The following is a 20,624-nucleotide window of genomic DNA, read 5'->3' as shown; positions in this document are numbered from 1 at the left end:
CGCGCCATGCCCGACATCTACCACCACGGCGTACTGGTCACCGAGGTCAACACCGGCACCCGTACCATCCGCACCGTTTCCACTGCCATCATCGGCCTGGTCGCCACCGCGGCCGATGCCGTTGCGGCCACATTCCCGCTCAACACCCCGGTGCTGATCACCGACGTGGCCACGGCCATCGCCGATGCCGGCACCAGCGGCACCCTGCGCCAGGCGCTGCAGGGCATCGCCGACCAGGCCAGCCCGGTGGCCGTGGTGGTGCGGGTGGAGGAGGGCGTCGGCGAGGACGCCGCGGCCACCACCACCAGCAACGTCATCGGCACCGACACCGACGGCAGAAAGACCGGCCTGCAGGCGCTGCTGGCCGCGCAGGCGCAGTTGGGCGTGAAGCCGCGCATCATCGGCGCGCCGGGCCTGGACAACCAGGCGGTGGCCACCGCGCTGGTCACCGTGGCGCAGAAGCTGCGGGCGATGGCCTACGCCTACGCCTGGGACTGCGCCGACGTGTCCGAGGTGGTGCTGTACCGGGAGAACTTCGGTGCCCGCGAGCTGATGCTGATCTGGCCGGAGTTCGTGGCCTGGGACACCACCGCCAACGCCGCCATCGCAGTATCCGCGGTGGCCCGGGCGCTGGGCCTGCGCGCCAGGATCGACCAGGAGCAGGGCTGGCACAAGACCCTGTCCAACGTGGCGGTCAACGGCGTCACCGGCATCAGCAAGGACGTGTCCTTCGACCTGCAAAACCCCAACAGCGACGCCGGCGTGCTCAACGCGGCCGACGTGACCACCCTGGTCAACATGAACGGCTATCGCTTCTGGGGCAGCCGCACCTGCAGCGACGACGCGCTGTTCGCCTTCGAGAGCGCCACCCGCAGCGGCCAGATCATCGCCGACACCATCGCCGAGGGCGTGGCCACCTTCGTGGACAAGCCGCTGCACCCGTCGATCGTCAAGGACATCGTCGAGAGCATCAACGCCAAGCTGCGCAGCCTGGTCAACCAGGGCTACCTGATCGGCGCCAGCTGCTGGTACGACGAAGCCAACAACCCGGTGACCGGCCTGTCGGCCGGCCAGCTGAAGATCGACTACGACTACACGCCCGTGCCGCCGATCGAGCAGCTCGGCCTCAACCAGCGCATCACCGACAGCTACTTCGCCGACTTCGCCGCCCGCGTGACCGGCAGCACCGGCTGATCGCCTTCCACCCTGATCCCACCACTTCGGAGATGCCGCGATGGCGCTGCCCCGCAAACTGAAAAACTTCAACGTCTTCGTCAACGGCGAGAGCTACATCGGCCAGGCCAAGACGATCACCCTGCCCACGCTCACCCGCACCATGGAGAACTGGCGCGGCGGCGGCATGTCCGGCCCGGTGAAGGCCGACTTCGGCCAGGAGCCCATCGAGTTCAAGGCCGTCTATGGCGGCTTCATGCAGGCCATCCTCAACCAGTACGGCGCCGTGGCGCACGACGGCGTGCAGGTGCGCTTCGCCGGCGCCTACCAGCGCGACGACACCGGCGCCGTGGACGCGGTGGAAGTGGTCGTGCGCGGCCGCCACAGCGAGATCGAGTTCGGCGACGCCGCCGCCGGCGAGGACACCGAGTTCACCGTCACCACCCAATGCAGCTACTACAAGATCACCGTCAACGGCGCCACCGTGGTCGAGATCGACCTGATCAACATGGTCGAGATCTACGCCGGCACCGACGTCATGGCGGCCATCCGCAACGCCATCGGCGCGTAGGCCCGAGCAGCACCGCCGCGGCCTGCGGCGCCGACCTTGCCAGGGCGAACCTCCTCGGCCCGGGACTGAAGGCGGAAGGCCGCACCGGAACACACCGAGGGCAAGGCGGTGCGTGACGGACCAACCCCAACCCCTGGAGACACCGCCATGAGCAAGACCGAAACCACCACCCCGGCAACCGCCACCGACACGGTCAACAGCCCGGCCACCACCGGCCAGCTGATCGCCGGCGACACCAACAGCGCCATCGTGCCGCTGGACAAGCCCATCCGCCGCGGCGAGCAGACCATCGAAAGCCTCACCCTGCGCAAGCCCGATGCCGGCAGCCTGCGTGGCCTGAAGCTGTTCGACGTCATCCAGATGGACGTGCTGGCGCTGCGGACCCTGCTGCCGCGCATCAGCAGCCCCACGCTGACCACCGCCGACGTGGACCAGCTTGATCCGGCCGACCTGCTGAAGGTGGGGACAGAGGTGGCGGCTTTTTTCGTCTCGAAGGAGGCGAAGGCCTCCCTCTGACCGTCGAGGAAGCGATGGCCGACGTGGCGGCCATCTTCCACTGGCCGCCGACCGAGATGGCGCACTGGTCCGTGGCCGAACTGATGACCTGGCGCGAGCGCGCCCGGCGCCGCAGTGGAGTTGATACGTGAATGACCTTCGCCTGCAGGTGGTGCTGGCCGCCATCGACAAGGCCACCGGGCCGCTGAAGAAGATCCTGTCCGGCAGCAAGGGCGTGTCTTCCGCGCTGCGCGAGCAGTACAGCGCGCTGAAGAAGCTGGAAGCCCAGCAGCGCGACATCGGCGCCTTCCGCACCCAGCACGATGCCCTGCGCCAGTCCAGCGCCGCGCTGGACGCGCAGCGGGCCAAGGTGCGCGAGCTGGCGCAGCAGCTCGCCGCGGCCGAGACGCCCAGCAAGAAGCTGACCAACCAGTTCCGCGACGCCCAGCGCGTAGCCGGGCTGATGAAGGACAAGCACCAGCAGCAGGCCCAGCAGCTGCAGGTGCTGCGCAACCGCATGGCCGAGGCCGGCATCAGCACCGCCAACCTGGGCACGCATGAGCGCCGGCTGCGCGGCGAGGTCACACAGGCCAATGCGGCGATCGAGCAGCAGCGCCAGCGCCTGAAGAACCTGGCCGAGGCCCAGCGCCGTGCCAGGTCGATGCAGAGCGCCGGCATGAGCGCAGCGGCATACGGTGCCGGCATGGCCTTCGCGGGCCAGCGGGCGCTGCGCGCTGCCGCGCTGCCGGTTGCCGAGGCGGTGCAGTTCGAGTCGGCGATGGCCGACGTGCGCAAGGTGGTGGACTTCGACACGCCGGAGCAGTTCAAGCAGATGGGCCGCGACATACAGGACCTGTCGATGCGCCTGCCGATGACGCAGGAGGGCATCGCCCAGATCGTCGCCGCCGCCGGCCAGGCCAACATCCCACGCAAGGAGCTGCTGCGCTTCGCCGAGGACGCAGCCAAGATGGGCGTGGCCTTCGACACCACCGCCGAGGACGCCGGCCAGACCATGGCCACCTGGCGCACCGCCTTCCGCATGGGGCAGGGCGCGGTGGTGGAGCTGGCCGACAAGATCAACTACCTGGGCAACACCGGCCCGGCCAGCGTGCAGAAGATCAGCGCGGTGGTGAACCGCATCGGTGCACTGGGCGACGTGGCCGGCCTGCAGTCCGGGCCGCTGGCGGCCATGGCCAGCACCGTCGCCGGCATGGGCATCGAGTCCGAGGTGTCGGCCACCGGCATCAAGAACCTACTGCTCACGCTGTCCTCGGGTGATGCCGCCACCAAGAAGCAACGCGCGGCGTTCGAGGCGCTGGGCATCGATGCGGTGGACATGGCCAAGCGCATGCAGAAGGATGCCGGCGGCTCGATCGTGTACGTGCTCGAGCAGCTACGCAAGCTGCCGAAGGAGCAGCAGGCCGCGACCATGACCCAGCTGTTCGGCCGCGAATCCATCGGCGCCATCGCCCCGTTGCTGACCAACCTGGAGCTGCTGCAGGAGAACTTCGCCAAGGTGACCGACCAGCAGCGCTATGCCGGTAGCATGTCGGCCGAGTACGCCAGCCGCGTGGCGACCTCGGCCAACGCCATGCAACTGGCCAAGAACACGGCGCTCGCGCTGGCCGCCTCCCTCGGCGAAACCCTGCTGGCCGATACCAAGAACCTCGCCGCCACCGTGGGCGGCCTGGTGCAGAGGGTCATCGGCTGGGTGCGCGAACATCCCAAGCTCACCCGCGTGCTGGTGCTCTCGGCCATCGCCGGCGCCGCACTGGTGACCGTGCTGGGCGGCCTGCTGGCCGTCGGCGGGCTGGCGGCCATGGCCATCGGCAACATCATGAACGTGGTGGCACTGCTGTCCGGCGGACAGGGGTTCGGCGCGCTGATCGGTCGAGGCCTGCAGCTGGCCGGCCGCGTGTTCCCGATGATGTTGAACGCCGGCCGGGCGCTGCTGGCCGTGCTGGGCGGTATCAGCTGGCCGGTGCTGGCCATCGGCGCGGCCATCGCGGTGGTTGCGGCCCTGGTGTGGAAGTACTGGGAGCCGATCAAGGCGTTCATGATCGGCGTCTGGCAGGGCATCGTCGCGGCCATCGCGCCGGCCCTGGCCGAGCTGAAGAGTGCCTTCGCACCGCTGGCGCCGCTGTGGGCGCAGCTCGGCGATGCCGCGGCCGCCGTGTGGGGCTGGATCCAGCGGCTGCTGACGCCGTTCAAGGCCACCAACGAGCAGCTGGCCGGCGCAACGCGCAACGGCCAGGCGTTCGGCGCGGTGCTGGGCAGCTCTATCGCGGGCGGGATACGGCTGGTCGCCGGCCTGGTCGGCATGCTGATGACCGTCTTCGTGAAATGGCCGCTGCAGCTGCGGCAGGTCGGCATCGACCTGGTGTCCGGCCTGATCGACGGAATTTCCGAGCGCTGGACCGCCGCCAAGAAGCTGGTCACAAACATCGGGGCCTCGCTGCGCGATAGCTTCAAATCCGTACTCGGCATCCACAGCCCGTCGCGCGTGTTCGCGCAGTTGGGCAGCTACACCATGCAGGGGCTGGCGCGCGGCCTGCAGGCGGGGCAGGGCGGGCCGCTGGCGGCCGTGGCGGGCCTGGCCAAGGGACTGACCCGCAACGCCGGCACGGCGCTCGCCGCGGGCGCACTGGCGTCGCCGGCGGCGGCCATGGATACCCGCACGCCGATAGCGGCCGCACCGCGCGCCGCCGCGGCCGCGCCGGCCGGCAACCACTACGAGATCCACATCCATGCCGCGCCGGGCATGGATCCGCAGGCCATTGCCCGAGCGGTGGCGATGGAGCTGGATCGCCGGGAGGCGGCCAAGGCTGCGCGCAACCGCTCGGCGCTGACCGACCACGACTGAGACCACCACGATGATGATGTGCCTGGGCACCTTCGTTTTCTCCCTGCCCACGCTGGTGTACCAGCAGCTGCAGCGGCAGATGCAATGGCGGCACGCCGCCACCGAGCGCGTGGGCGCGCGCGCCGCCAGCCAGTTCCTCGGCCCCGGCGAGGAAAGCATCGAGATGAGCGGCCTGCTGGCGCCGGAGCTGACCGGCACCCTGGTGTCGCTGGACGTGCTGCGCGACATGGCCGACGCCGGCCGCCCGTATGCCCTGGTGGACGGCACCGGCAACGTGTTCGGCGCCTACGTCATCCTGTCGATCAACCAGACCCAGAGCCTGTTCTACCAGGACGGCACGCCGCGGCGCATCGAGTTCCAGCTGTCGCTGCGGCGCGTGCCGGACGATGCCCTGGCCGAAGCGGCGGTGACCGGCGCATGAGCGCCACGGACTACCCGGTGCCGGCCTGGAAGGTGGTGCTGGACGGCCAGGACCTGACCGCGCGCATCGCCCCGCGCCTGATCGACCTGACCCTCACCGAGTGCCGCGGCGGCGAGGCCGACCAGCTCGACCTGGTGATCCACGACCACGACGGCCGCATGGCCCTGCCCAAGCGCGGCGTGACCTTGAGCGTGGCCATCGGCTGGCAGGGCGCCGGCCTGGTCAACAAGGGCACCTTCCGCGTGGATGAGGTGGAGCATGCCGGCGCGCCGGACATCATCACCATCCGCGCGCGCAGCACCGACCTGACCCGGCAGATGCGCAGCCGGCGCGAGCGCAGCTGGCACGCCAGCACGCTGGGCGCGGTGCTGCGCAACCTGGCCGGCGAGCACGGGTTGAAGGCCAGCATCGCCGCGGCGTTGGCCAGCATCGCCATCGACCACCTGGACCAGGTCAACGAGAGCGACGTGGCCCTGCTGACCCGCCTGGGCCAGCGCTACGACGCCGTGGCCACCGTCAAGGCCGGCACGCTGCTGTTCGCCCCGGTGGGCAGCGGCACCACGCCCGGCGGCACGGCGCTGCCGCAGGCGCGCATCACCCGCGCCGATGGCGACCGCCACCGCTACAGCGTGGAGGATCGCAACGAGTACAGCGGCTGCAAATGCTTCTGGAACGACCGCAAGCGCGCGAAGCGCAAGCAGGTGCTGGTGGGCAGCGACGACAACGCCTTCACCGTGCGCGAAACCTTCAAGAGCGAGGCGATGGCGCGGCAGCAGGCGCGATCGAAGTGGCAGCAACTGCAGCGCGGCGCCGCCAAGTTCATCTACCAGCTGGCACTGGGCCGCGCCGACCTGTACCCGGAGCAGCAGGTGACGGTGAGCGGCTTCAAGCCGGAGATCGACGGGCAGGCCTGGCTGATCGTGCAGGCCACGCATGGCATCAGCGGCGATGGTGGGTTCACTACTGCGCTGGAGATGGAGCGGGTGCTGTAATTTGAAAATGGCAGACCTAATACCGGCCATCTGGCTAAGAATCAGTTTTAGGTGGTTTCAGGCTTTTCTTTAGTCTTTCGGCAAGAGCATCTGCAGCTTTCTGCTGCGCTAGCTCTTCCCGTGCTTTATCTTCAAATCGTTGAATGTCACGCTGGGCCATATGTACCCATGTCAGCCAAAGAACAGCTGATGCGAGCATGGAGCCTAGCGATGCTTGAGCCATATACTTGGCCGCAACCGGAACGGCCACAAAGTTAGATATAAAGCCAATTACGGATGCCAGAAAAACAATGGCCATTAGCAAGTAAATGCGCAGTCCAATCAACCCCGCAACGTGACGAACCCTAGCGCGCTGCTCGACGCTAAGGCCTTCAACACGCTTCGCCTCATGGACCTTCCAAAGCAACTGGCTTAGCGTTCCTATTATCAGGACGCCCAACCCCCAAAGCCATCGCGTTATGTCGGATGCAACCGCTGAATACTCACCGTGCAGCATAAATCGCGCGGCGAGTGCGCCCGCCGCGTAGAGCAACACCACAATAGCGATGTTGAGGAACTTCCTCACGGATCTATGTAGCCCTTCTCGTTCAATTCTTTAAGCCAAGCAATCATATGCGCCATCATCGCGGTTTCGTCAATCAATCCTCCCTGTTGATGCGTTGCAACACCAACAGTTCGATGCAGCTTCAAGTCAGAACCCTTCAGTTCGCCATTACGTTCAAGTTCAATGGCGTAGTCACGTGGATCTATGTGACGCGTTGCTCTCCCAACTGCCCGCAAGAACTTCTGACCATCATCACTGGCTACACGTCGTCCTTTAACACGAACAGTCAGTTGCAGTTCGATATTGTCCTCTTCAAGCGATTCTTCAAGGGATAGCTTGTCGAAGATTTCAGCTCCTAGCAGGCTTCGCAGAGCGTCAAAAGCACCGCCTTTCAGTTCGTACTTGCTGACAGCATCCCCCTTCACTATCTCAGGGGCTGCGACTGCCTGTAGCTGAGTGCCTATGGTTACACCGCGAATGTTCTTTTGAGCTGCAGTCTTTCTTGCTTTTGTTGCTGCAGGATCATCCAATGTAAGCATTGTCCCCTTCGCAAGCGTTGTTGTCGCATTCGTAAGCAACCATGTCAGGTAATCCTCAAACTCACGCGAAGAAAGAGCCTTCGTCTGAACCAGCATTAAGTGATTGTCTACTATTCCAAAGTACCCAATAGACTCAAGGAATTCCCTCTTTTTGCCGTCGTCGGTTGTTTCTGCTGCAATAGTTGCGAGGTCAAATGCCGTCTTTCCATTTTCAAGCGTCATGACAGGCTGACGCATTCCGGGAAGAAAGCAAATGAACTGACCAAATAACAAGTCTTCTTGTGTCTGATAAAGGTTGATGCCAATATTCTCTGCATCATTAGCCATATTCATTAGGCGCTCACCAGCTAATGGTCGATCGTTCAGGGCTGATGCCAGCAGAGTGCGTAGTGTCGTTTTATGGCCCTGGATGGTCACTCGTTTGTACCAGATGGTTTTTGTTGTTCGATTCACTGAACTTTCCTTGCTTGAAATGGAGCGGACCATATAAGAAATTAATTATATGACATCATTCCGCATGGCGAATTCTGAGTCTATCGGTTCCGCGATGGCGGCATGACATTTATCTTTACCCTTACATGCCCTCGATAATCTGAATTCCCATTATTTGGAATCTCGATATTCATAAAATCATTGATCATCCTGTCAAAAACTTTGTTGGCACTATCATGGCAGTATTTAATCATTACCGATGCAGGATTTTCCATCGCTGCGTCAGAGGCGTATGTCATGAAGGACTTTTCGGGCAATAAAATGTCCTGGTAGTACCCGGCAGCTCGCTTATTTAAATCTTGAAGCTTTCCAAGTTCGCTATCGACTATAATCCCGAGACTTTGACCGTCCCCAAGCTTTTCAATGTTTATATGATTTTTAAGGGTGAGATGCCATCCAATACGCTCAGGATTTACGCCATCAGTCACATCGAATATTACATAGCAGCATAGTGGGACAAATGCCACGGAGTATTCCGGCGCTGGCGGAAGCATCTTTGCAGTTCGGCATGCGAATGTGACGCTTATTTTTCGCCCATTGACATCTCTACTATTTGTGTCTACTGCTATTATGTGAGTCGCTTGCGATACCAGCTGCTCCCACGCGTCGAAAACTGATGCTCCATTTATAGCGGGAACAGATGCCAGAACTTTGTTTTTCCCCGAATCCCTTTCATAAGAAATCTCAGAGCGCATGGTGTGTTTATCAGCCTGTGGGCTTGTAACTTTCCCCGTTGCCGGATCAAAGGAAACTTCTATCGATGTGACCTCGCCCCTGGTCGTCCACTGAATGTATTCAATTCGCTCTTTCTTCTTGTTTTTATTTCGCTTTTTTTTACTTCCCATTGTTATATTCTCAGTTGCGTGGCTTATAGCTCTTTTTACCCCCGGGCGTGAAGCAATACCGGCCGCCGCGCGGGCCGGTGCAGAGCTTGCCGCTACTGCAGGGGCAGGCGCCGTCGCTGCCACTGGCCTGCGCCGGGGCAAGGCGTTGAGCGCCGCGGTCGCAGTCGTTGCCTGTTTTCTTACAGATGGGCATGCCAGTGGCTTTCGATGACCACGTGTACGCCGTGATCGATCGCGGCCTCGATCTTCCGGCCGAAGGATGAGTGCATCCAGTCATCGGAGCCTTGATTGCCCACCACCAGGTAGTTGGTGAGGCCACTGATCGAACTGCTAACACGGCCACCACGCTCCTGGATGCAGGCGGTGACCTGTTTGCGGTTACCGAAGTCGAATACACCCGTCACGACGAACACCTGTTCCGGGAAAACGATGACTGGTTCCGGCCTTGTGATGGGCAGCGAGCTGGAGGCCTTGCCCGCAACAACTGCTTCTACGGTGGCGTTTTCGTTACTGGAAAGCCTGAGAAACAGGTCCGCCAGGTCATTGGATTCGTCTTCGTCCAGGACGCCATCGACCAGCGCGTCGGAGAGGCGGGAGTACAGAATGTCGAACGGATAGCTTCCAAGGAATTCGCGTTTGTCTTCCAGCCAGCGGGCGAGGAATTGCGCTTCCTGCTGTACCACCATGCCGTCTGCCAGCAGACCACGCACAAGGCCGATCAGCTCATCCGTCGTTCGATCCTTGCGACGACCGTGCGTGATCCCTGGTGCCGGTGCGGCCCCGTTGTCGCTACGGAAAAACATACAATCCCCCTTCCGTGTTGTCCCGACCTCGATGGTCGAAGTATTCGCATTGGAGACAGATCGGGCGCAGCATGATTAACCTGCGCCGTCGCGTCCCAGTGCCTGCTGGCAGAACGTGGCCGCAGGCACGACCATTTGTGACCGATCCGAGTTGCAGAACGCTGTCACCACCTCGCGGCCCATGCGGCCATTGAATTCGGCGCGAGCATGGCGCAGCAATTCCGATTCGGCGTTCTTGTTGTCTGTCCCCGCGACTTGGGTTGCCGCTGTGGCCGGAAGCGTCAAATGCACGATGTTCTGTTCGGCATCCCGGCCATCACCGCCGACAGTCCCGACGCGAAGAATGAAGGTGATGTCCTCATCAGCAGGCAATAGCTTCCGCTCGCCCATCTTCGTCAAAAGCCGCCGAGCATCCATGGCGAAGTTCTGGAATACCGCCGCTTCGTCCCAGCCATCACCCTTTAGGGTCAGCACCAATCGTGGCGGTGTCGCCATTGGCATGTGATCGACCGAAACAAGGCGATCGTCGAGTTTCTTCAGCGCCTTGTCGTCGGCGCCCTGAGGCCGGACATCTACAGGGTCCGCAGCTTCGTCCGTAGCTTGGGTGGCGGGAGTTGGTTGTGCCGGATTGCTTGGCGGCGCAAGCACCGCGCCCACGATGCCAAGCGCCACCAGCGCTGCAACGAACCCGAGGCCGTGCCACTTCAGGCCGCCCCAGTTCTTTTTCTTCCCGAGGTGCGCCATGACCACCCACGCGAACACGAAGGCGGCCAGCCCAAAAAAACCTTCCATAGTTTTCCCCCTGAATCGTTGCCTGTGTACCCAATAAGAACAGATTAACCCGCTTTTTTACGCGCTGAAAGCGCTACCTGTTGCTTCCCCGATTCCGCCAGCGCAGTGCTTGCCGAGTCCAGTGCGGTCTTCCCAGCTGTATCGCTGGCTCGGTAGTTGGCTAGCAGGGCTTCCTCGCGCGGACTAAGGCCGACCTCCCCGGCCCGTTGCCCCGTGATGATGTAGAGCACATCAACACCAAGCGCCGCCCAAGCTGCCAAAGCAGCGGTGTCTGGTGATCTTTCACCGGACTCGTAGGAATACAGCGTTTTCCGCGACTTGAGGCCAGCAGCCGTAGCGAACTGATCCTGATTCATGCCCAGCCGTGCGCGTTCCTCAGCCAGTCTTTGCCCTATGTCCATTTTTTTACTCATGAGTAGTTGACAACGAGTAGAAGACTACCCATAGTGCGACCCCAATGGGTACAGATTAACCCGAGGGGTAATCATGAAGAAGCAACAGGTTCGCGCCCGGCTGATGGAGAAAGGCCTGAGCTATCGGCAGTGGGCGAGGGAGCGCGGCTACGAGCCGCGCATGGTCACGCAGGTGATCAGCCGCTACGCCGGCGCCGCTGAGCTGCCGCGCGGCCGCTTGAGCTACCGGATCCTCAGGGAGCTTTCCCAGACCATTGGGAAGGAGATCACCCCCGGCGTGCTGCGCGCCGAAGAGCGGGCGTGAGGGCAGGGCGATGAACGACGGACGCAAGCGAGTCGTCTTCCGGTGCGAGGCCTGCGGCTGCGCGCTGAAGAAACGCAACAGCTACCTGAGCCACCAGTTCCTGCGCCACGACGTCTACGTGTGCGAGAACCCGCTGTGCAGCGCCAGCTATGCCGGCGTCAGCGAGCTGACGCATATCGCCAGCCCCAGCGGGGTGCCCGAGGCGGCGGCCAGCGAGCTGCCGCCTACGCCGGCCTACGTGCGCAACCAGGCGCAGGCGGCGTGGCGCGCCCAGCACGTCGATGCGCAGGCCGACCTGTTCGAGCCATCCGCCGATGCCGCGCCGCCGGCGCCGGCCACCGGATCCGAGGGGGAACCATGCAATCCGTGATCGAACTGGCCGGCCTGCCGGCCGAACAGCAGCGCTGCCTGCGCACCGCCGTGCTCTGCGATGGGTTGCGGTTCGACCCGCGTGCCGGCCGGTACATGGGATGGAACTGGAACGCCAAGGAAGGGCAGGGCGAATACAGCTACCGCGCGTCCATCGAGCCGTTGCTGCGGCGTGGCCTGCTGTCCAGCGGCCTGATCTGCATCTACCCCACGGACGCCGGCATCGAGCTGTACAACTGTGGCCGCGTGGCGCGGGAGCTGGCGGCATGAGCAGCATGACCCACTCCGGCAACTGGGACACCGCGCAGATACCGCGGCTGGTACGCGACAGCGGCGGCGGCAGCTACGTGGCGCCGCAGGAGAAGGCACGCGAGGCGCAGGCCGTGGCTAGCGACGTGGAGGCCTTCCTGGCCGCCGGCGGCATGGTGGAGGTGATCCAGCCGCCCGGCAGCGTAGGCGAGGCCCTGGCCGCCGATGAGCAGCGCTACCGGCGGCGCACCTCGGCCACACGCGACAAGCGGCTCAAGGGCGGCACACGCCAGAAAACCCAGCGGGGCCGTGCCTGATGTCCCGCTCCACCCGTTTCAACGCAGTTGTCCCCGGCGGCAGGCGCGCCAACGCCTGCCCGAGGCCCGATCGCTTCCCGGTTCGGAGAGAACCATGCCAAAAAGCAGGCTGGGAAGCGGTGCGGGCACCGGGGACAGCTGCATCTTATCGTGCGGTGGCCAGGCATGGATGAGGACATCCGCCGCCAGGTCGAGGACCGCATCCGCCTGGACTACGGCTTCAAGCCTGGCAAGCAGTTCCTGCGCGGCGGGCGCTGCCCCAGCTGCGGCAAGAAGGAGCTGTACACCAGCGCCGCCAATCCGTGGGTGCTGCGCTGCGGCCGCTTGAACAACTGCGGCGAGGAGTTCCCGGTCAAGGATCTGTACCCGGACATCTTCGACGATTGGTCCAAGCGCTTCGTGCGCAGCGACGCCAAGCCCAACGCGGCGGCCGATGCCTACCTGCAGTTCAACCGCGGCTTCGATCTGAAGCCGCTGAAGGGCTGGTACCAGCAGGAGAACTTTTTCGACCGGGCCAGCAACCAGGGCACGGCGACGGTGCGCTTTGCGCTGGACAAGGGCGGCTACTGGGAACGCCTGATCGACCGGCCGCACCGGTTCGGCAAGCAGAAGGCGCGCTTCAAGCCCGGGGACAGCTACCTGGGCCGGTGGTGGATGGCGCCGCCGACCAAGCAGCGCATGGTGGAAGCCGGGGAACTGTGGCTGGTGGAAGGCATCTTCGACGCCGTAGCGCTGATGCAGCACGGCACGGACGCGGCGGCGCTGCTGTCGTCCAACCACTACCCCGAGGACAGTCTGAAGGAGCTGGCCAGCCTGCGCGCCGGCAACCTGCCCACGCTGGTGTTCGGCCTGGACAACGACAACGCCGGCCGCGGCTTCGCCGTCAAGCACATCGCCAAGGCGCGCAAGCTGGGCTTTCCCTGCAAGGCGGCGCTGATCCCGCAGCCGTCCAGCGGCAAGAAGGTGGACTGGAACGACCTGCACCTGCGCAGCCACGCCATTGCCGATGCCGAGGACGCCGCCAGGCAGTGGCAGCGCGACATCGATGCGGCGCGCTACCAGGGCGCGCTGCTGCTGGCCAGGTCGCCCAAGGACAAGGCCATGTTGATCTACCGGCACACGGGCGACTATGGCTTCCACTTCGACTTCAAGAACCGGATGTACTGGTTCGCCATCAACGCGCAGGCCTTCGAGAAGCAGAAAAGCGAATTTCTCAAGGCCAACGACGAAGACGATTTCGACGACGACGCCCGGGACAAGCTGGTGGGCAACTGCAGCAGCGTGGAAGAGATCGCCAACTGCAGGTTCGAGGCGCTGTACTTCCAGAAGAACCCGCTGACCGACGAGAGCTGGTACTACTTCCGCGTCGATTTCCCGCACGATGGGCCGAGCGTCAAGAACACCTTCACCGGCAAGCAGACGATCAGCGCCGGCGAGTTCGAGGCGCGGCTGATCAGCTTTGCACCGGGCGCCATGTGGGAGGGCAGCGCCCGCCAGCTGAAGGCGATCATGGGCAAGCAGCTGTACGAGATCAAGACCGTGGAAACGGTGGATTTCGTCGGTTATTCCCGCGACCACAAGGCCTACGTGTTCAACGACTTCGCGGTGCGCGATGGCGAGGTGGTGGACGCCAACCCCGAGGAGTACTTCGAGCTGGGCCGCCTGCGGCTCAAGACCACCCAGAAGAGCATCGGCCTGACGGTCAACCGCGACGCGGAGGAGTTCAACACCCAGTGGGTGCAGTGGCTGTGGACGGCCTTCGGCACCAACGGCATGGTGGCGCTGGCGTTCTACTTCGGCAGCCTGTTCGCCGAGCAGGTGCGTGCGGCGCACAAGAGCTTCCCGTTCCTGGAGGCGACGGGCGAGGCCGGCGCCGGCAAGACCACGCTGCTGACCTTCCTGTGGAAGCTGCTGGGCCGGCAGGACTACGAGGGCTTCGACCCGAACAAGTCCACGCGTGCGGGCCGCAGCCGGGCAATGGGCCAGATCAGCAACATGCCGGTGGTGCTGCTGGAGAGCGACCGCGACACGCCGGACAAGGCGCATGCCAAGAGCTTCGACTGGGATGAGCTGAAGGACTTCTTCGGCGGCGGCCTGCTGGGCACGCGCGGCGTGAAGAACGGCGGCAACGAGACCTACGAGCCGCCGTTTCGCGGCAGCATCATCATCAGCCAGAACGCGGCGGTGGATGCCAGCGCGGCGATCCTGTCGCGCATCGTGAAGCTGCACTTCGTGCAGCCGACCGTGACCACCGAGAGCCGCATCGCGGCCGACAACCTCAACCAGGTGGCGGTGGAGCAGGTGAGCCATTTCCTGTTCAAGGCCATCCGAGCCGAGGGCAGGGTGATGGAAACCTTCGCCACGCAGGTGCGGCACTACGAGGACGTGCTGCGCCGCCAGCCCAGCCTGCGCATGGAGCGCATCATCAAGAACCACGCGCAGATGCTGGCCCTGCTGGACTGCCTGCTGCTGGTGGTCGATGTGCCGCAGGAGATCGTGTCCGCCACGCGCGTGGCGCTGGCGCACATGGCCGAGCAGCGCCAGCAGGCGATGAACGCCGACCACCCGCAGGTGGTGGAGTTCTGGGAGGTGTTCGACTACCTGCAATCCACGGCCGATGGTCCGGTGGTCAACCATGCCCGCGACCCGGCGCTGATCGCCATCAACCTGAACCACTTCCAGAAGAAGGCGATCGAGCACAACCAGCGCATCGCCGACCTCAACGTGCTGCGCGACCTGCTGCCCAACAGCCGCCGCCACAAGCTGCTCAAGGCCAACCACGCCGTGGCCAGCGCGCTGTTCACCGCGCACGACCCCAACGGCTTCGGCGACGCGCGCATTCCGCGCACGGTGAAGTGCTGGGTGTTCCAGAACAAATGACCCACCGGCCCGCCCGGTGCGCCAACACCGGGCGGGCCTCCCACCAACGGAGAGAACCATGCCCGCCACGACCGTACCGCCCAGCAACTCCACACCGCCGGTGGACGCCAAGACCGCCCGTTACCTGGCCTTCGCGCTCAACTCGATCGCCCACGCCACCACCACCTGGAATCACGCCAAGTGGCAGACCCTGCTGGCGCGGCTGGCCGCCAAGCACCTGTTGGCCTCGATGACCTTGAGCGACGTGGTCCACGCCATCGCCGAAACCGAGGCGGAAGAGCGCGCTGCGCGCCACTGATTCCGCTTCCCCCCGGGCCTGCGCGTTGCGCCAACAGCGCGCAGGTCTTTCCCACCGCAAGGAGAGAACCATGCAAGCCACCGTTCCCGCGGCGCAGGCCGCAACCCCCGATTCGACGCCGGCCATTGCCGGCCTGGACCTGGCCCGCCAGCCCGATTGCAGCGCGCTGGTGCAGATCCACGTCACCCACAACGTGGTCACCTTCACCGCCGTGCTGGACATGGGCGGCAAGCGCACCGAACAGCGCGAGTGGACGCGCCGCACCGGCCCCGGCAAGGGCTGGGTGTGCTCCCAGCAAGGCGGCCAGTTCATCGACACCGAGGATCACATCAGCCGCGAGCTGGCCGAGTTCGTCGATGGCATCGACTTCCCCTTCAGCGTGGCCAACATGCTCCCCGGCAAGAAGGCCAGCCCGGAGACCGTCGCTAAGGCGGTGCAGGAGGTGGGCCATGGCTGAGACCCTGCAGATCACCGTGCATGCCTCACAGGTTGCAAGGGCCTTCGGCATCGTCGGCGAGGGCATGCTGGAGTCGGTGCGCGAGTTGGAGAAGGCGCACCGGATCATCCGCCTGGCCCTGAATGCGATGGATGACGCCACGAAGGCACGCTGGTTCGATGGCATCACCGCCGCCGGGCTGGAAGGGGAGGGCCGAACCCGGGCCAACGAGCGCGAGAGGCTGCTGGCCCAATTGCTGGAGCCGGTCCCCACGCCCAAGCAAGCGGCGGTGGCACTGGATGCCGCTCGCCTGCGCAGCGCCCTGCTGCAGGGAGTCCTCGAACGCACGGAAGACATCGCCGTGCGCGCGGGGCAGGGCACGGCCAATGCCAGCGATGCGGGTTTCCTTGAGACCCAGTTGTCGCCGGCGCCCTGGATGACGTTCCAGGGCCGCGACCTCCTGCGGCTGATTGCCTCGCGGATCCGCGCCACGGGCGGCAACCGGGCCGACGCGATGTTCCTGGGGGAGTTTGCTCGCATGGTCATTACCCAGCTGGAAGCCGCCAAAGCCGCCGCCGTACGTGCGCAGGAGGCTGACCATGCACGCTGATACCGCACCGGTCACTTGGGGGCCGAAGGTTCTCACATCCAACGGCTGGTACATCGACAGCGAACAGCCGAAGGACCGCTTCAGCATCACCTGCACGCACGGCTTCGGCCGCGATCGCTTCGTCCTCGGCGAGGTGGTCAACACCGGCGGCAAGTACAACAACCGCCGCGTGGTGGGCGGCTTCGACTCGCTGCAGGCCGCCATGGACACAGCGGAGCGGGAGGTGGCCCATGGCTGAGTTCGAGATCCTCCACGGCGCCTTGTTCGCCGGCATCGGCGCAGGTTCCAAGGGCTTCAACGATGCCCGACCCGACATCGGCACCGCGCGCGGCCGCTTCCGCTGCCTCGGCGGCATCGACGTGGATCCGGCAGCGGTGGCCGACTTCGGCCGCATCGCCGGCGTGCCCGGCACGCTGCTGGACCTGTTTGACCGCGACCAGTACCGCGCCTTCCACGGCTGCGAGCCGCCAGCGGGCTGGCGCGAGGCGACCACGACCGACATCCACCGCGCCTTCGGGGGCGAGCGGCCGCACATCGTGTTCTTGTCGGCGCCGTGCAAGGGCTTCTCCGGCCTCATGGCCGAGAGCAAGAGCCGCACGGACAAGTACGTCGCCCTGAACCGCCTGACCGAGCGCGGCGTGATGCTGTGCTTGGAGGCCTACAAGGACGATCCGGTCGAGCTGTTCGTTTTCGAGAACGTGCCGCGGATCATGACCCGCGGCCGGCATCTGCTGGACCGGATCACCGCGCTGTTCCGTGCCTACGGCTACCACGTAGCCGAGACGACGCACGACTGCGGCGAGTTGGGCAACCTGGCGCAGAGCCGCAAGCGCTTCCTGATGGTGTCCCGCCACGCCGAGAAGGTGCCCCCGTTCCTGTACGAGCCGGTGAAGCGGCCGCTGCGCGCCGTGGGCGACGTGCTGGGCCGCATGCCGCTGGCCGGCGACGTGGAGCGCGCCGGGCCGATGCACCGCGTGCCGGCGCTGCAGTGGAAGACCTGGGTAAGGCTGGCGTTCGTCGAAGCCGGCAGCGACTGGCGCAGCCTCAACCGGCTGGCCATCGAGGACGGCATGCTGCGCGATTACCTGATCGTGCCGGAGCGTCGCGGCGGCTTCCTCGGCGTCCGCCGCTGGGAGGACCCGTCCGGCACCGTCGCTGGCGAAAGCCTGCCCAGCAATGGCGCTTTCAGCGTGGCCGACATGCGCCCTGCCGCCGGCGCCGCGCAGTACCAGCAGTTCGGCGTGATGCGAATGGCGGACACCGCCGGCGCGGTGATCGGCGTGAAGTCGCCCGGGCAGGGCACGTTCTCGATCGCGGATCCTCGCCATGGCGGCCCAGCCAAGCACAACAACGAGTTCCGCATCGTGCCGTGGGCCGGCGCGGCCGGCGCCGTCACCAGCGCGCACGGCACCGGACAGTGCGTGCAGGACATCCGTGCCGCCGGCGGCTTCGAGGGCGCCGGCAAGTACCGGGTGACCGGCTACGGCGAGCCGGCCGGCACGGTGATCGCGCGCAGCGACACCGGCCAGGGCGCCTATGCCGTGGCCGATCCGCGCCCGGCCAACCAGCGCCAGGCCGGCGACGCCTACGTCACCAACGGCCACTATGGCGTGGTGCCATGGAACGGCACCAGCGGCGCGGTCAGCGCCGCGGCGGGCCACGACAACGGCCGCTGGTCGGTCGCCGACCCGCGCCTGCCCGGCGAGCGCGAGAACCTGGTCTGCCGCATTACCAGCCTCGACGGCACGTGGCACCGGCCCTTCACCACGCTGGAGCTTGCCGCGCTGCAGTCGCTGGTCGACCCGGAAGAGAAGTTCGAGCTGGACGGCCTGTCCGACCAGGCCTGGCGCGAGCGTATCGGCAATGCGGTGCCACCAGCGGCGGCGCGCGCGATCGCCGAGGAGATGGGCCGCACCCTGCTGCTGGCCTGGACCGGCCAGACCTTCGCGCTGTCCAGCATGCCGATCTGGGTGCGCGACGTGGCGGTGGCCATGTCCCTGCCGGGGGAGGTGGCCCATGCGTGAGGTAACGGAACGCGACTTCCGTATGCCGGAGTTCCGCGACGCCGATCCGGCCGACTACGAGTTCCGCGGTGACGGGAAGATCGTGCGCAAGGATCGTTGGGAAACCGGCATCCACCAGATCCGCGCGGCACTTGGCGACCGAGTCCGCCCGGAGTTCGAGATCGACGAGGTTGTGGAGGCCGTACGCACGATAGTCGATCGCATGCCAGATGCGCCGGGAGGCCACATATGACCCAGCGCCAGATTGACCACGACACGCCCCTTCCGCCTTGCCGGCAGGGCCACGCACCGCGACACATCCACGACCTCCGCCGGCAGTCCGCCGGCGGTGGCCACCTGGTGGAATGCCGTTGCTGCAGCACGGCCAAGCACGCCACGTTCGAGGACGCCCTGCTGGAGTGGAAGCGGATCAACCGGATCCGCACGCCTCGGCCGCCGGCCAGGCCGGTGGCCACCGTGCTGCAGCTGCCGCTGCGCCTGCAGGGAGCCGGCAAAACGCTCCTATGACCAAGCGCCGCCCGCTGACCCTGCGCGCGGCGAACTCTCCTGATGCACGACTGCTGGCGGCGGCCCTGGGGCCGCTGCTGGCAGAGCGATTGAAGCAGGAACGGGCCGTCGAGTCGGGGGTTAAATCGGAAATTACGGCCGGTCGGACAGGGGGTTACACTCGATTTCCCAACGGGAACAAACAGCCGTCGCAATGAAGCGAGCCGCCGCGCTCTACCTGCGTTCCAGCAAGGACCGCAAGGACGTTTCGCCCGACGCCCAGCGCCGGGCCTTGCATGAACTGGCCGCCTCGCGCGGCCTTGCCGTCGCTGAGGAATTCGTCGATGCGGTGGAGAGCGGCAAGGATGCCGACCGCCCCGGCTTCCAGCGGCTGCTGGCCGCGGTGCGCAACCCGGCGCGTGGCTGGGACACCGTGCTGCTGCACGACACCTCGCGCCTGTCGCGCCGGCGCGTGATCTCGCTGATGTTCGAGGAGATCGACTGCAAGAACAACGGCGTGGCCGTCGTCTACAAGACCCTGCCGGACGTCGATCCGCTCACCGAGATGATGCTGAAGTCGATGCTGGTGGCCTGGGACGAGTACCACAGCATCTCCAGCAAGCAGAAGGGCTTGGCGGGCATGGGCGAGAACGTGCGCGCCGGCTTTCGCGCCGGTGGCCGCGCGCCGACCGGCTACATGCTGCGCAAGGTAGCCACCGGCGCCGTGCGCGAGGGCGAGGTGGTCACCAAGTCGGTGCTGGAGCCGGATCCGAAGACAGCGATGGCCATCGGCCAATACCTGCGCGACCGCGCGGCCGAGGTGCCGCGGCAGCGCGCCAAGATGCTGGCCAGGCTGACCGTGCCCGACACCACCCTGATCAGCCTGGAATGGAATGCCCTGACCTATGCCGGGCACACCGTCTGGAACGTACACGCCGAGCGCCAGGGCAGCAGCTACGTGGGCGGCAGCAAGCGCCGGCCGCGCAGCGAATGGGTGATCCAACGCAACACGCACGCCGCCCTGATCGACGATGAGGCGGCCGAACGGTTGCTGGGGCGCCTGGAGGCGCAGGCGGCTACGCGGACGGCCACCGGCGTGCGCCAGCGCGATCGCCACTCCGGCGCGCTGCTTGGCGGCCTGCTGTTCGACCCGGATGGCAAGAAGTGGTGGGTCGAGGCCGACCGCTACCGCTGCGGTAGCCGATCGATCTCGCGGGCCACGATCGACGCGCAGGTGCTGGACCAGGTGCTGACCGACATCACCTCGCCGGCGTTCGCGCCGGCGCTGGTGCATGCGACCCGGGCGGCGCTGGCCAGCGACAGCGCCCCGACCACGCGCCGGCAGCTGGCGGCCGAGATCGAGGCCATCGGCGGGAAGATCAGCCGCATGCTGGACATGGCCGCCGACCTGGCCGACCCGGCACCGGCCCTGCGCAAGATCGACGACCTGGAGCGCGACCGCGCCGGCAAGCAGCGCGAGCTGCAGCGGCTGGAAGCCGAGGCCGAGCGGGCAGGGTGGGTAGAGAAGGTGGGCGTGGCCGACGTGGCGCGCCTGCTGGCCGAGATCTCGGCCGAGGCAAAAGAAGCGGGCCGGAGCGATGTGCTCCGGCCCGTTGTTGCTTCCGTCGTCGAGCGGATCGAGGTGGACCCTCGAACCATGAGCGGCGCGGTTCACTACCGCGTCGCCGCCCCCGAGACGGGGGTTAAG

26 protein-coding genes are annotated in these 20,624 nt (G+C 65.6%); 19 read left to right on the top strand and 7 right to left on the bottom strand.

Translation table 11 applies throughout. The features are described 5' to 3' along the window. Positions 1-6: 6 nt before the first annotated feature. From LRX76_RS00840 to LRX76_RS00810, 7 genes are all read left to right on the top strand, one after another. Positions 7-1,194 carry a phage tail sheath subtilisin-like domain-containing protein gene (locus LRX76_RS00840; protein WP_231800713.1) on the top strand — a complete coding sequence of 396 codons (1,188 nt, stop codon included), beginning with the start codon at positions 7-9 and terminating at the stop codon, positions 1,192-1,194. A 40-nt stretch (positions 1,195-1,234) separates the two neighbouring features. Next, complete coding sequence (locus tag LRX76_RS00835) at positions 1,235-1,744, top strand: phage major tail tube protein (RefSeq protein ID WP_231800709.1); 510 nt, start codon at positions 1,235-1,237, stop codon at positions 1,742-1,744. A 147-nt stretch (positions 1,745-1,891) separates the two neighbouring features. Further along, positions 1,892-2,260, top strand: a complete 369-nt coding sequence (locus LRX76_RS00830; protein WP_231800708.1) for a phage tail assembly protein — start codon at positions 1,892-1,894, stop codon at positions 2,258-2,260. A gap of 14 nt (positions 2,261-2,274) precedes the next feature. Further along, positions 2,275-2,391, top strand: a complete 117-nt coding sequence (locus LRX76_RS00825; RefSeq protein ID WP_231800707.1) for a GpE family phage tail protein — start codon at positions 2,275-2,277, stop codon at positions 2,389-2,391. Beyond that, positions 2,388-5,102, top strand: coding sequence for a phage tail tape measure protein (locus tag LRX76_RS00820; RefSeq protein WP_231800706.1), 2,715 nt, complete (start codon positions 2,388-2,390; stop codon positions 5,100-5,102). The genes LRX76_RS00825 and LRX76_RS00820 overlap by 4 nt, the downstream gene beginning before the upstream one ends. 10 nt (positions 5,103-5,112) lie before the next feature. Next, positions 5,113-5,523 carry a phage tail protein gene (locus LRX76_RS00815; protein ID WP_231800700.1) on the top strand — a complete coding sequence of 137 codons (411 nt, stop codon included), beginning with the start codon at positions 5,113-5,115 and terminating at the stop codon, positions 5,521-5,523. Continuing rightward, positions 5,520-6,515 (top strand): phage late control D family protein, encoded by a 996-nt coding sequence (locus LRX76_RS00810; protein WP_231800697.1) that lies wholly within the window; start codon positions 5,520-5,522, stop codon positions 6,513-6,515. The genes LRX76_RS00815 and LRX76_RS00810 overlap by 4 nt, the downstream gene beginning before the upstream one ends. 34 nt (positions 6,516-6,549) lie before the next feature. Here LRX76_RS00810 and LRX76_RS00805 read toward each other — a convergent pair whose 3' ends face one another. The 6 genes from LRX76_RS00805 to LRX76_RS00780 all read right to left on the bottom strand — a co-directional run bounded on the left by LRX76_RS00805 (position 6,550) and on the right by LRX76_RS00780 (position 10,943). After that, positions 6,550-7,080, bottom strand: a complete 531-nt coding sequence (locus LRX76_RS00805; protein WP_231800696.1) for a hypothetical protein — start codon at positions 7,078-7,080, stop codon at positions 6,550-6,552. Next, entirely contained in the window at positions 7,077-8,051 is a 975-nt protein-coding gene (locus tag LRX76_RS00800) for a hypothetical protein (RefSeq protein WP_231800694.1), read from the bottom strand. The genes LRX76_RS00805 and LRX76_RS00800 overlap by 4 nt, the downstream gene beginning before the upstream one ends. Before the next feature lie 80 nt (positions 8,052-8,131). Next, the gene (locus LRX76_RS00795; protein WP_231800689.1) at positions 8,132-8,935 is read right to left on the bottom strand and encodes a hypothetical protein; all 804 of its coding nucleotides are present in this window, start codon (positions 8,933-8,935) and stop codon (positions 8,132-8,134) included. Positions 8,936-9,114: 179 nt separating this feature from the next. Further along, positions 9,115-9,738, bottom strand: coding sequence for a BRCT domain-containing protein (locus LRX76_RS00790; protein ID WP_231800686.1), 624 nt, complete (start codon positions 9,736-9,738; stop codon positions 9,115-9,117). Positions 9,739-9,813: 75 nt separating this feature from the next. Continuing rightward, positions 9,814-10,530 carry a hypothetical protein gene (locus LRX76_RS00785; protein ID WP_231800684.1) on the bottom strand — a complete coding sequence of 239 codons (717 nt, stop codon included), beginning with the start codon at positions 10,528-10,530 and terminating at the stop codon, positions 9,814-9,816. A 44-nt stretch (positions 10,531-10,574) separates the two neighbouring features. Continuing rightward, positions 10,575-10,943, bottom strand: a complete 369-nt coding sequence (locus tag LRX76_RS00780; protein WP_231800682.1) for a helix-turn-helix transcriptional regulator — start codon at positions 10,941-10,943, stop codon at positions 10,575-10,577. Positions 10,944-11,016: 73 nt separating this feature from the next. Here LRX76_RS00780 and LRX76_RS00775 point away from each other — a divergent pair, with 73 nt between their 5' ends. The 12 genes from LRX76_RS00775 (at position 11,017) to LRX76_RS00720 (ending at position 18,937) form a co-directional block, all read left to right on the top strand. Next, on the top strand, positions 11,017-11,247 hold the full coding sequence (locus LRX76_RS00775; protein WP_231800680.1) for a hypothetical protein: 231 nt from the start codon (positions 11,017-11,019) through the stop codon (positions 11,245-11,247). Between the two features lie 10 nt (positions 11,248-11,257). Further along, positions 11,258-11,617 carry a hypothetical protein gene (locus LRX76_RS00770; protein ID WP_231800678.1) on the top strand — a complete coding sequence of 120 codons (360 nt, stop codon included), beginning with the start codon at positions 11,258-11,260 and terminating at the stop codon, positions 11,615-11,617. Then, positions 11,605-11,886 carry a hypothetical protein gene (locus LRX76_RS00765; RefSeq protein ID WP_231800676.1) on the top strand — a complete coding sequence of 94 codons (282 nt, stop codon included), beginning with the start codon at positions 11,605-11,607 and terminating at the stop codon, positions 11,884-11,886. The genes LRX76_RS00770 and LRX76_RS00765 overlap by 13 nt, the downstream gene beginning before the upstream one ends. Continuing rightward, complete coding sequence (locus tag LRX76_RS00760) at positions 11,883-12,182, top strand: hypothetical protein (RefSeq protein WP_231800674.1); 300 nt, start codon at positions 11,883-11,885, stop codon at positions 12,180-12,182. Before LRX76_RS00765 ends, LRX76_RS00760 begins: the two co-directional genes overlap by 4 nt. A 165-nt stretch (positions 12,183-12,347) precedes the next feature. After that, positions 12,348-15,062, top strand: coding sequence for a toprim domain-containing protein (locus LRX76_RS00755; RefSeq protein ID WP_231800672.1), 2,715 nt, complete (start codon positions 12,348-12,350; stop codon positions 15,060-15,062). A gap of 58 nt (positions 15,063-15,120) precedes the next feature. Then, positions 15,121-15,360: a hypothetical protein gene (locus tag LRX76_RS00750; RefSeq protein WP_231800670.1), complete on the top strand. Its 240-nt coding sequence runs from the start codon at positions 15,121-15,123 to the stop codon at positions 15,358-15,360. A gap of 70 nt (positions 15,361-15,430) precedes the next feature. After that, positions 15,431-15,817 (top strand): hypothetical protein, encoded by a 387-nt coding sequence (locus LRX76_RS00745; protein WP_231800668.1) that lies wholly within the window; start codon positions 15,431-15,433, stop codon positions 15,815-15,817. After that, positions 15,810-16,406 carry a hypothetical protein gene (locus LRX76_RS00740; RefSeq protein WP_231800665.1) on the top strand — a complete coding sequence of 199 codons (597 nt, stop codon included), beginning with the start codon at positions 15,810-15,812 and terminating at the stop codon, positions 16,404-16,406. The genes LRX76_RS00745 and LRX76_RS00740 overlap by 8 nt, the downstream gene beginning before the upstream one ends. Next, entirely contained in the window at positions 16,396-16,644 is a 249-nt protein-coding gene (locus LRX76_RS00735; RefSeq protein WP_231800663.1) for a hypothetical protein, read from the top strand. The genes LRX76_RS00740 and LRX76_RS00735 overlap by 11 nt, the downstream gene beginning before the upstream one ends. Beyond that, the gene (locus tag LRX76_RS00730; protein WP_231800661.1) at positions 16,637-18,430 is read left to right on the top strand and encodes a DNA cytosine methyltransferase; all 1,794 of its coding nucleotides are present in this window, start codon (positions 16,637-16,639) and stop codon (positions 18,428-18,430) included. Before LRX76_RS00735 ends, LRX76_RS00730 begins: the two co-directional genes overlap by 8 nt. Next, positions 18,423-18,662 carry a hypothetical protein gene (locus LRX76_RS00725; protein ID WP_231800659.1) on the top strand — a complete coding sequence of 80 codons (240 nt, stop codon included), beginning with the start codon at positions 18,423-18,425 and terminating at the stop codon, positions 18,660-18,662. The genes LRX76_RS00730 and LRX76_RS00725 overlap by 8 nt, the downstream gene beginning before the upstream one ends. Beyond that, positions 18,659-18,937, top strand: coding sequence for a hypothetical protein (locus LRX76_RS00720; protein ID WP_231800657.1), 279 nt, complete (start codon positions 18,659-18,661; stop codon positions 18,935-18,937). The genes LRX76_RS00725 and LRX76_RS00720 overlap by 4 nt, the downstream gene beginning before the upstream one ends. Before the next feature lie 154 nt (positions 18,938-19,091). Here the strand turns inward: LRX76_RS00720 and LRX76_RS00715 are convergent, their stop codons facing one another. After that, positions 19,092-20,591 (bottom strand): hypothetical protein, encoded by a 1,500-nt coding sequence (locus LRX76_RS00715; protein ID WP_231800654.1) that lies wholly within the window; start codon positions 20,589-20,591, stop codon positions 19,092-19,094. Positions 20,592-20,624 lie beyond the last annotated feature (33 nt).

Source organism: Stenotrophomonas sp. MMGLT7, from assembly GCF_021168555.1.
Taxonomy (GTDB): Bacteria; Pseudomonadota; Gammaproteobacteria; order Xanthomonadales; family Xanthomonadaceae; genus MMGLT7.
The sequence above is the reverse complement of the archived record's forward strand: the minus strand, read 5'-3'. Positions and strand labels throughout refer to the sequence as shown.

What these genes read in the sequence shown, in the direction of transcription:
- LRX76_RS00795 (WP_231800689.1), bottom strand. Translation starts at nt 8,935, where the DNA reads ATGGGAAGTAAAAAAAAGCGAAATAAAAACAAGAAGAAAGAGCGAATT.
- LRX76_RS00810 (WP_231800697.1), top strand. Translation starts at nt 5,520, where the DNA reads ATGAGCGCCACGGACTACCCGGTGCCGGCCTGGAAGGTGGTGCTGGAC.
- LRX76_RS00735 (WP_231800663.1), top strand. Translation starts at nt 16,396, where the DNA reads ATGCACGCTGATACCGCACCGGTCACTTGGGGGCCGAAGGTTCTCACA.
- LRX76_RS00760 (WP_231800674.1), top strand. Translation starts at nt 11,883, where the DNA reads ATGAGCAGCATGACCCACTCCGGCAACTGGGACACCGCGCAGATACCG.
- LRX76_RS00725 (WP_231800659.1), top strand. Translation starts at nt 18,423, where the DNA reads ATGCGTGAGGTAACGGAACGCGACTTCCGTATGCCGGAGTTCCGCGAC.
- LRX76_RS00830 (WP_231800708.1), top strand. Translation starts at nt 1,892, where the DNA reads ATGAGCAAGACCGAAACCACCACCCCGGCAACCGCCACCGACACGGTC.
- LRX76_RS00730 (WP_231800661.1), top strand. Translation starts at nt 16,637, where the DNA reads ATGGCTGAGTTCGAGATCCTCCACGGCGCCTTGTTCGCCGGCATCGGC.
- LRX76_RS00740 (WP_231800665.1), top strand. Translation starts at nt 15,810, where the DNA reads ATGGCTGAGACCCTGCAGATCACCGTGCATGCCTCACAGGTTGCAAGG.
- LRX76_RS00745 (WP_231800668.1), top strand. Translation starts at nt 15,431, where the DNA reads ATGCAAGCCACCGTTCCCGCGGCGCAGGCCGCAACCCCCGATTCGACG.
- LRX76_RS00790 (WP_231800686.1), bottom strand. Translation starts at nt 9,738, where the DNA reads ATGTTTTTCCGTAGCGACAACGGGGCCGCACCGGCACCAGGGATCACG.
- LRX76_RS00815 (WP_231800700.1), top strand. Translation starts at nt 5,113, where the DNA reads ATGATGATGTGCCTGGGCACCTTCGTTTTCTCCCTGCCCACGCTGGTG.
- LRX76_RS00780 (WP_231800682.1), bottom strand. Translation starts at nt 10,943, where the DNA reads ATGAGTAAAAAAATGGACATAGGGCAAAGACTGGCTGAGGAACGCGCA.
- LRX76_RS00765 (WP_231800676.1), top strand. Translation starts at nt 11,605, where the DNA reads ATGCAATCCGTGATCGAACTGGCCGGCCTGCCGGCCGAACAGCAGCGC.
- LRX76_RS00840 (WP_231800713.1), top strand. Translation starts at nt 7, where the DNA reads ATGCCCGACATCTACCACCACGGCGTACTGGTCACCGAGGTCAACACC.
- LRX76_RS00770 (WP_231800678.1), top strand. Translation starts at nt 11,258, where the DNA reads ATGAACGACGGACGCAAGCGAGTCGTCTTCCGGTGCGAGGCCTGCGGC.
- LRX76_RS00750 (WP_231800670.1), top strand. Translation starts at nt 15,121, where the DNA reads ATGCCCGCCACGACCGTACCGCCCAGCAACTCCACACCGCCGGTGGAC.
- LRX76_RS00785 (WP_231800684.1), bottom strand. Translation starts at nt 10,530, where the DNA reads ATGGAAGGTTTTTTTGGGCTGGCCGCCTTCGTGTTCGCGTGGGTGGTC.
- LRX76_RS00825 (WP_231800707.1), top strand. Translation starts at nt 2,275, where the DNA reads ATGGCCGACGTGGCGGCCATCTTCCACTGGCCGCCGACCGAGATGGCG.
- LRX76_RS00775 (WP_231800680.1), top strand. Translation starts at nt 11,017, where the DNA reads ATGAAGAAGCAACAGGTTCGCGCCCGGCTGATGGAGAAAGGCCTGAGC.
- LRX76_RS00835 (WP_231800709.1), top strand. Translation starts at nt 1,235, where the DNA reads ATGGCGCTGCCCCGCAAACTGAAAAACTTCAACGTCTTCGTCAACGGC.
- LRX76_RS00755 (WP_231800672.1), top strand. Translation starts at nt 12,348, where the DNA reads ATGGATGAGGACATCCGCCGCCAGGTCGAGGACCGCATCCGCCTGGAC.
- LRX76_RS00720 (WP_231800657.1), top strand. Translation starts at nt 18,659, where the DNA reads ATGACCCAGCGCCAGATTGACCACGACACGCCCCTTCCGCCTTGCCGG.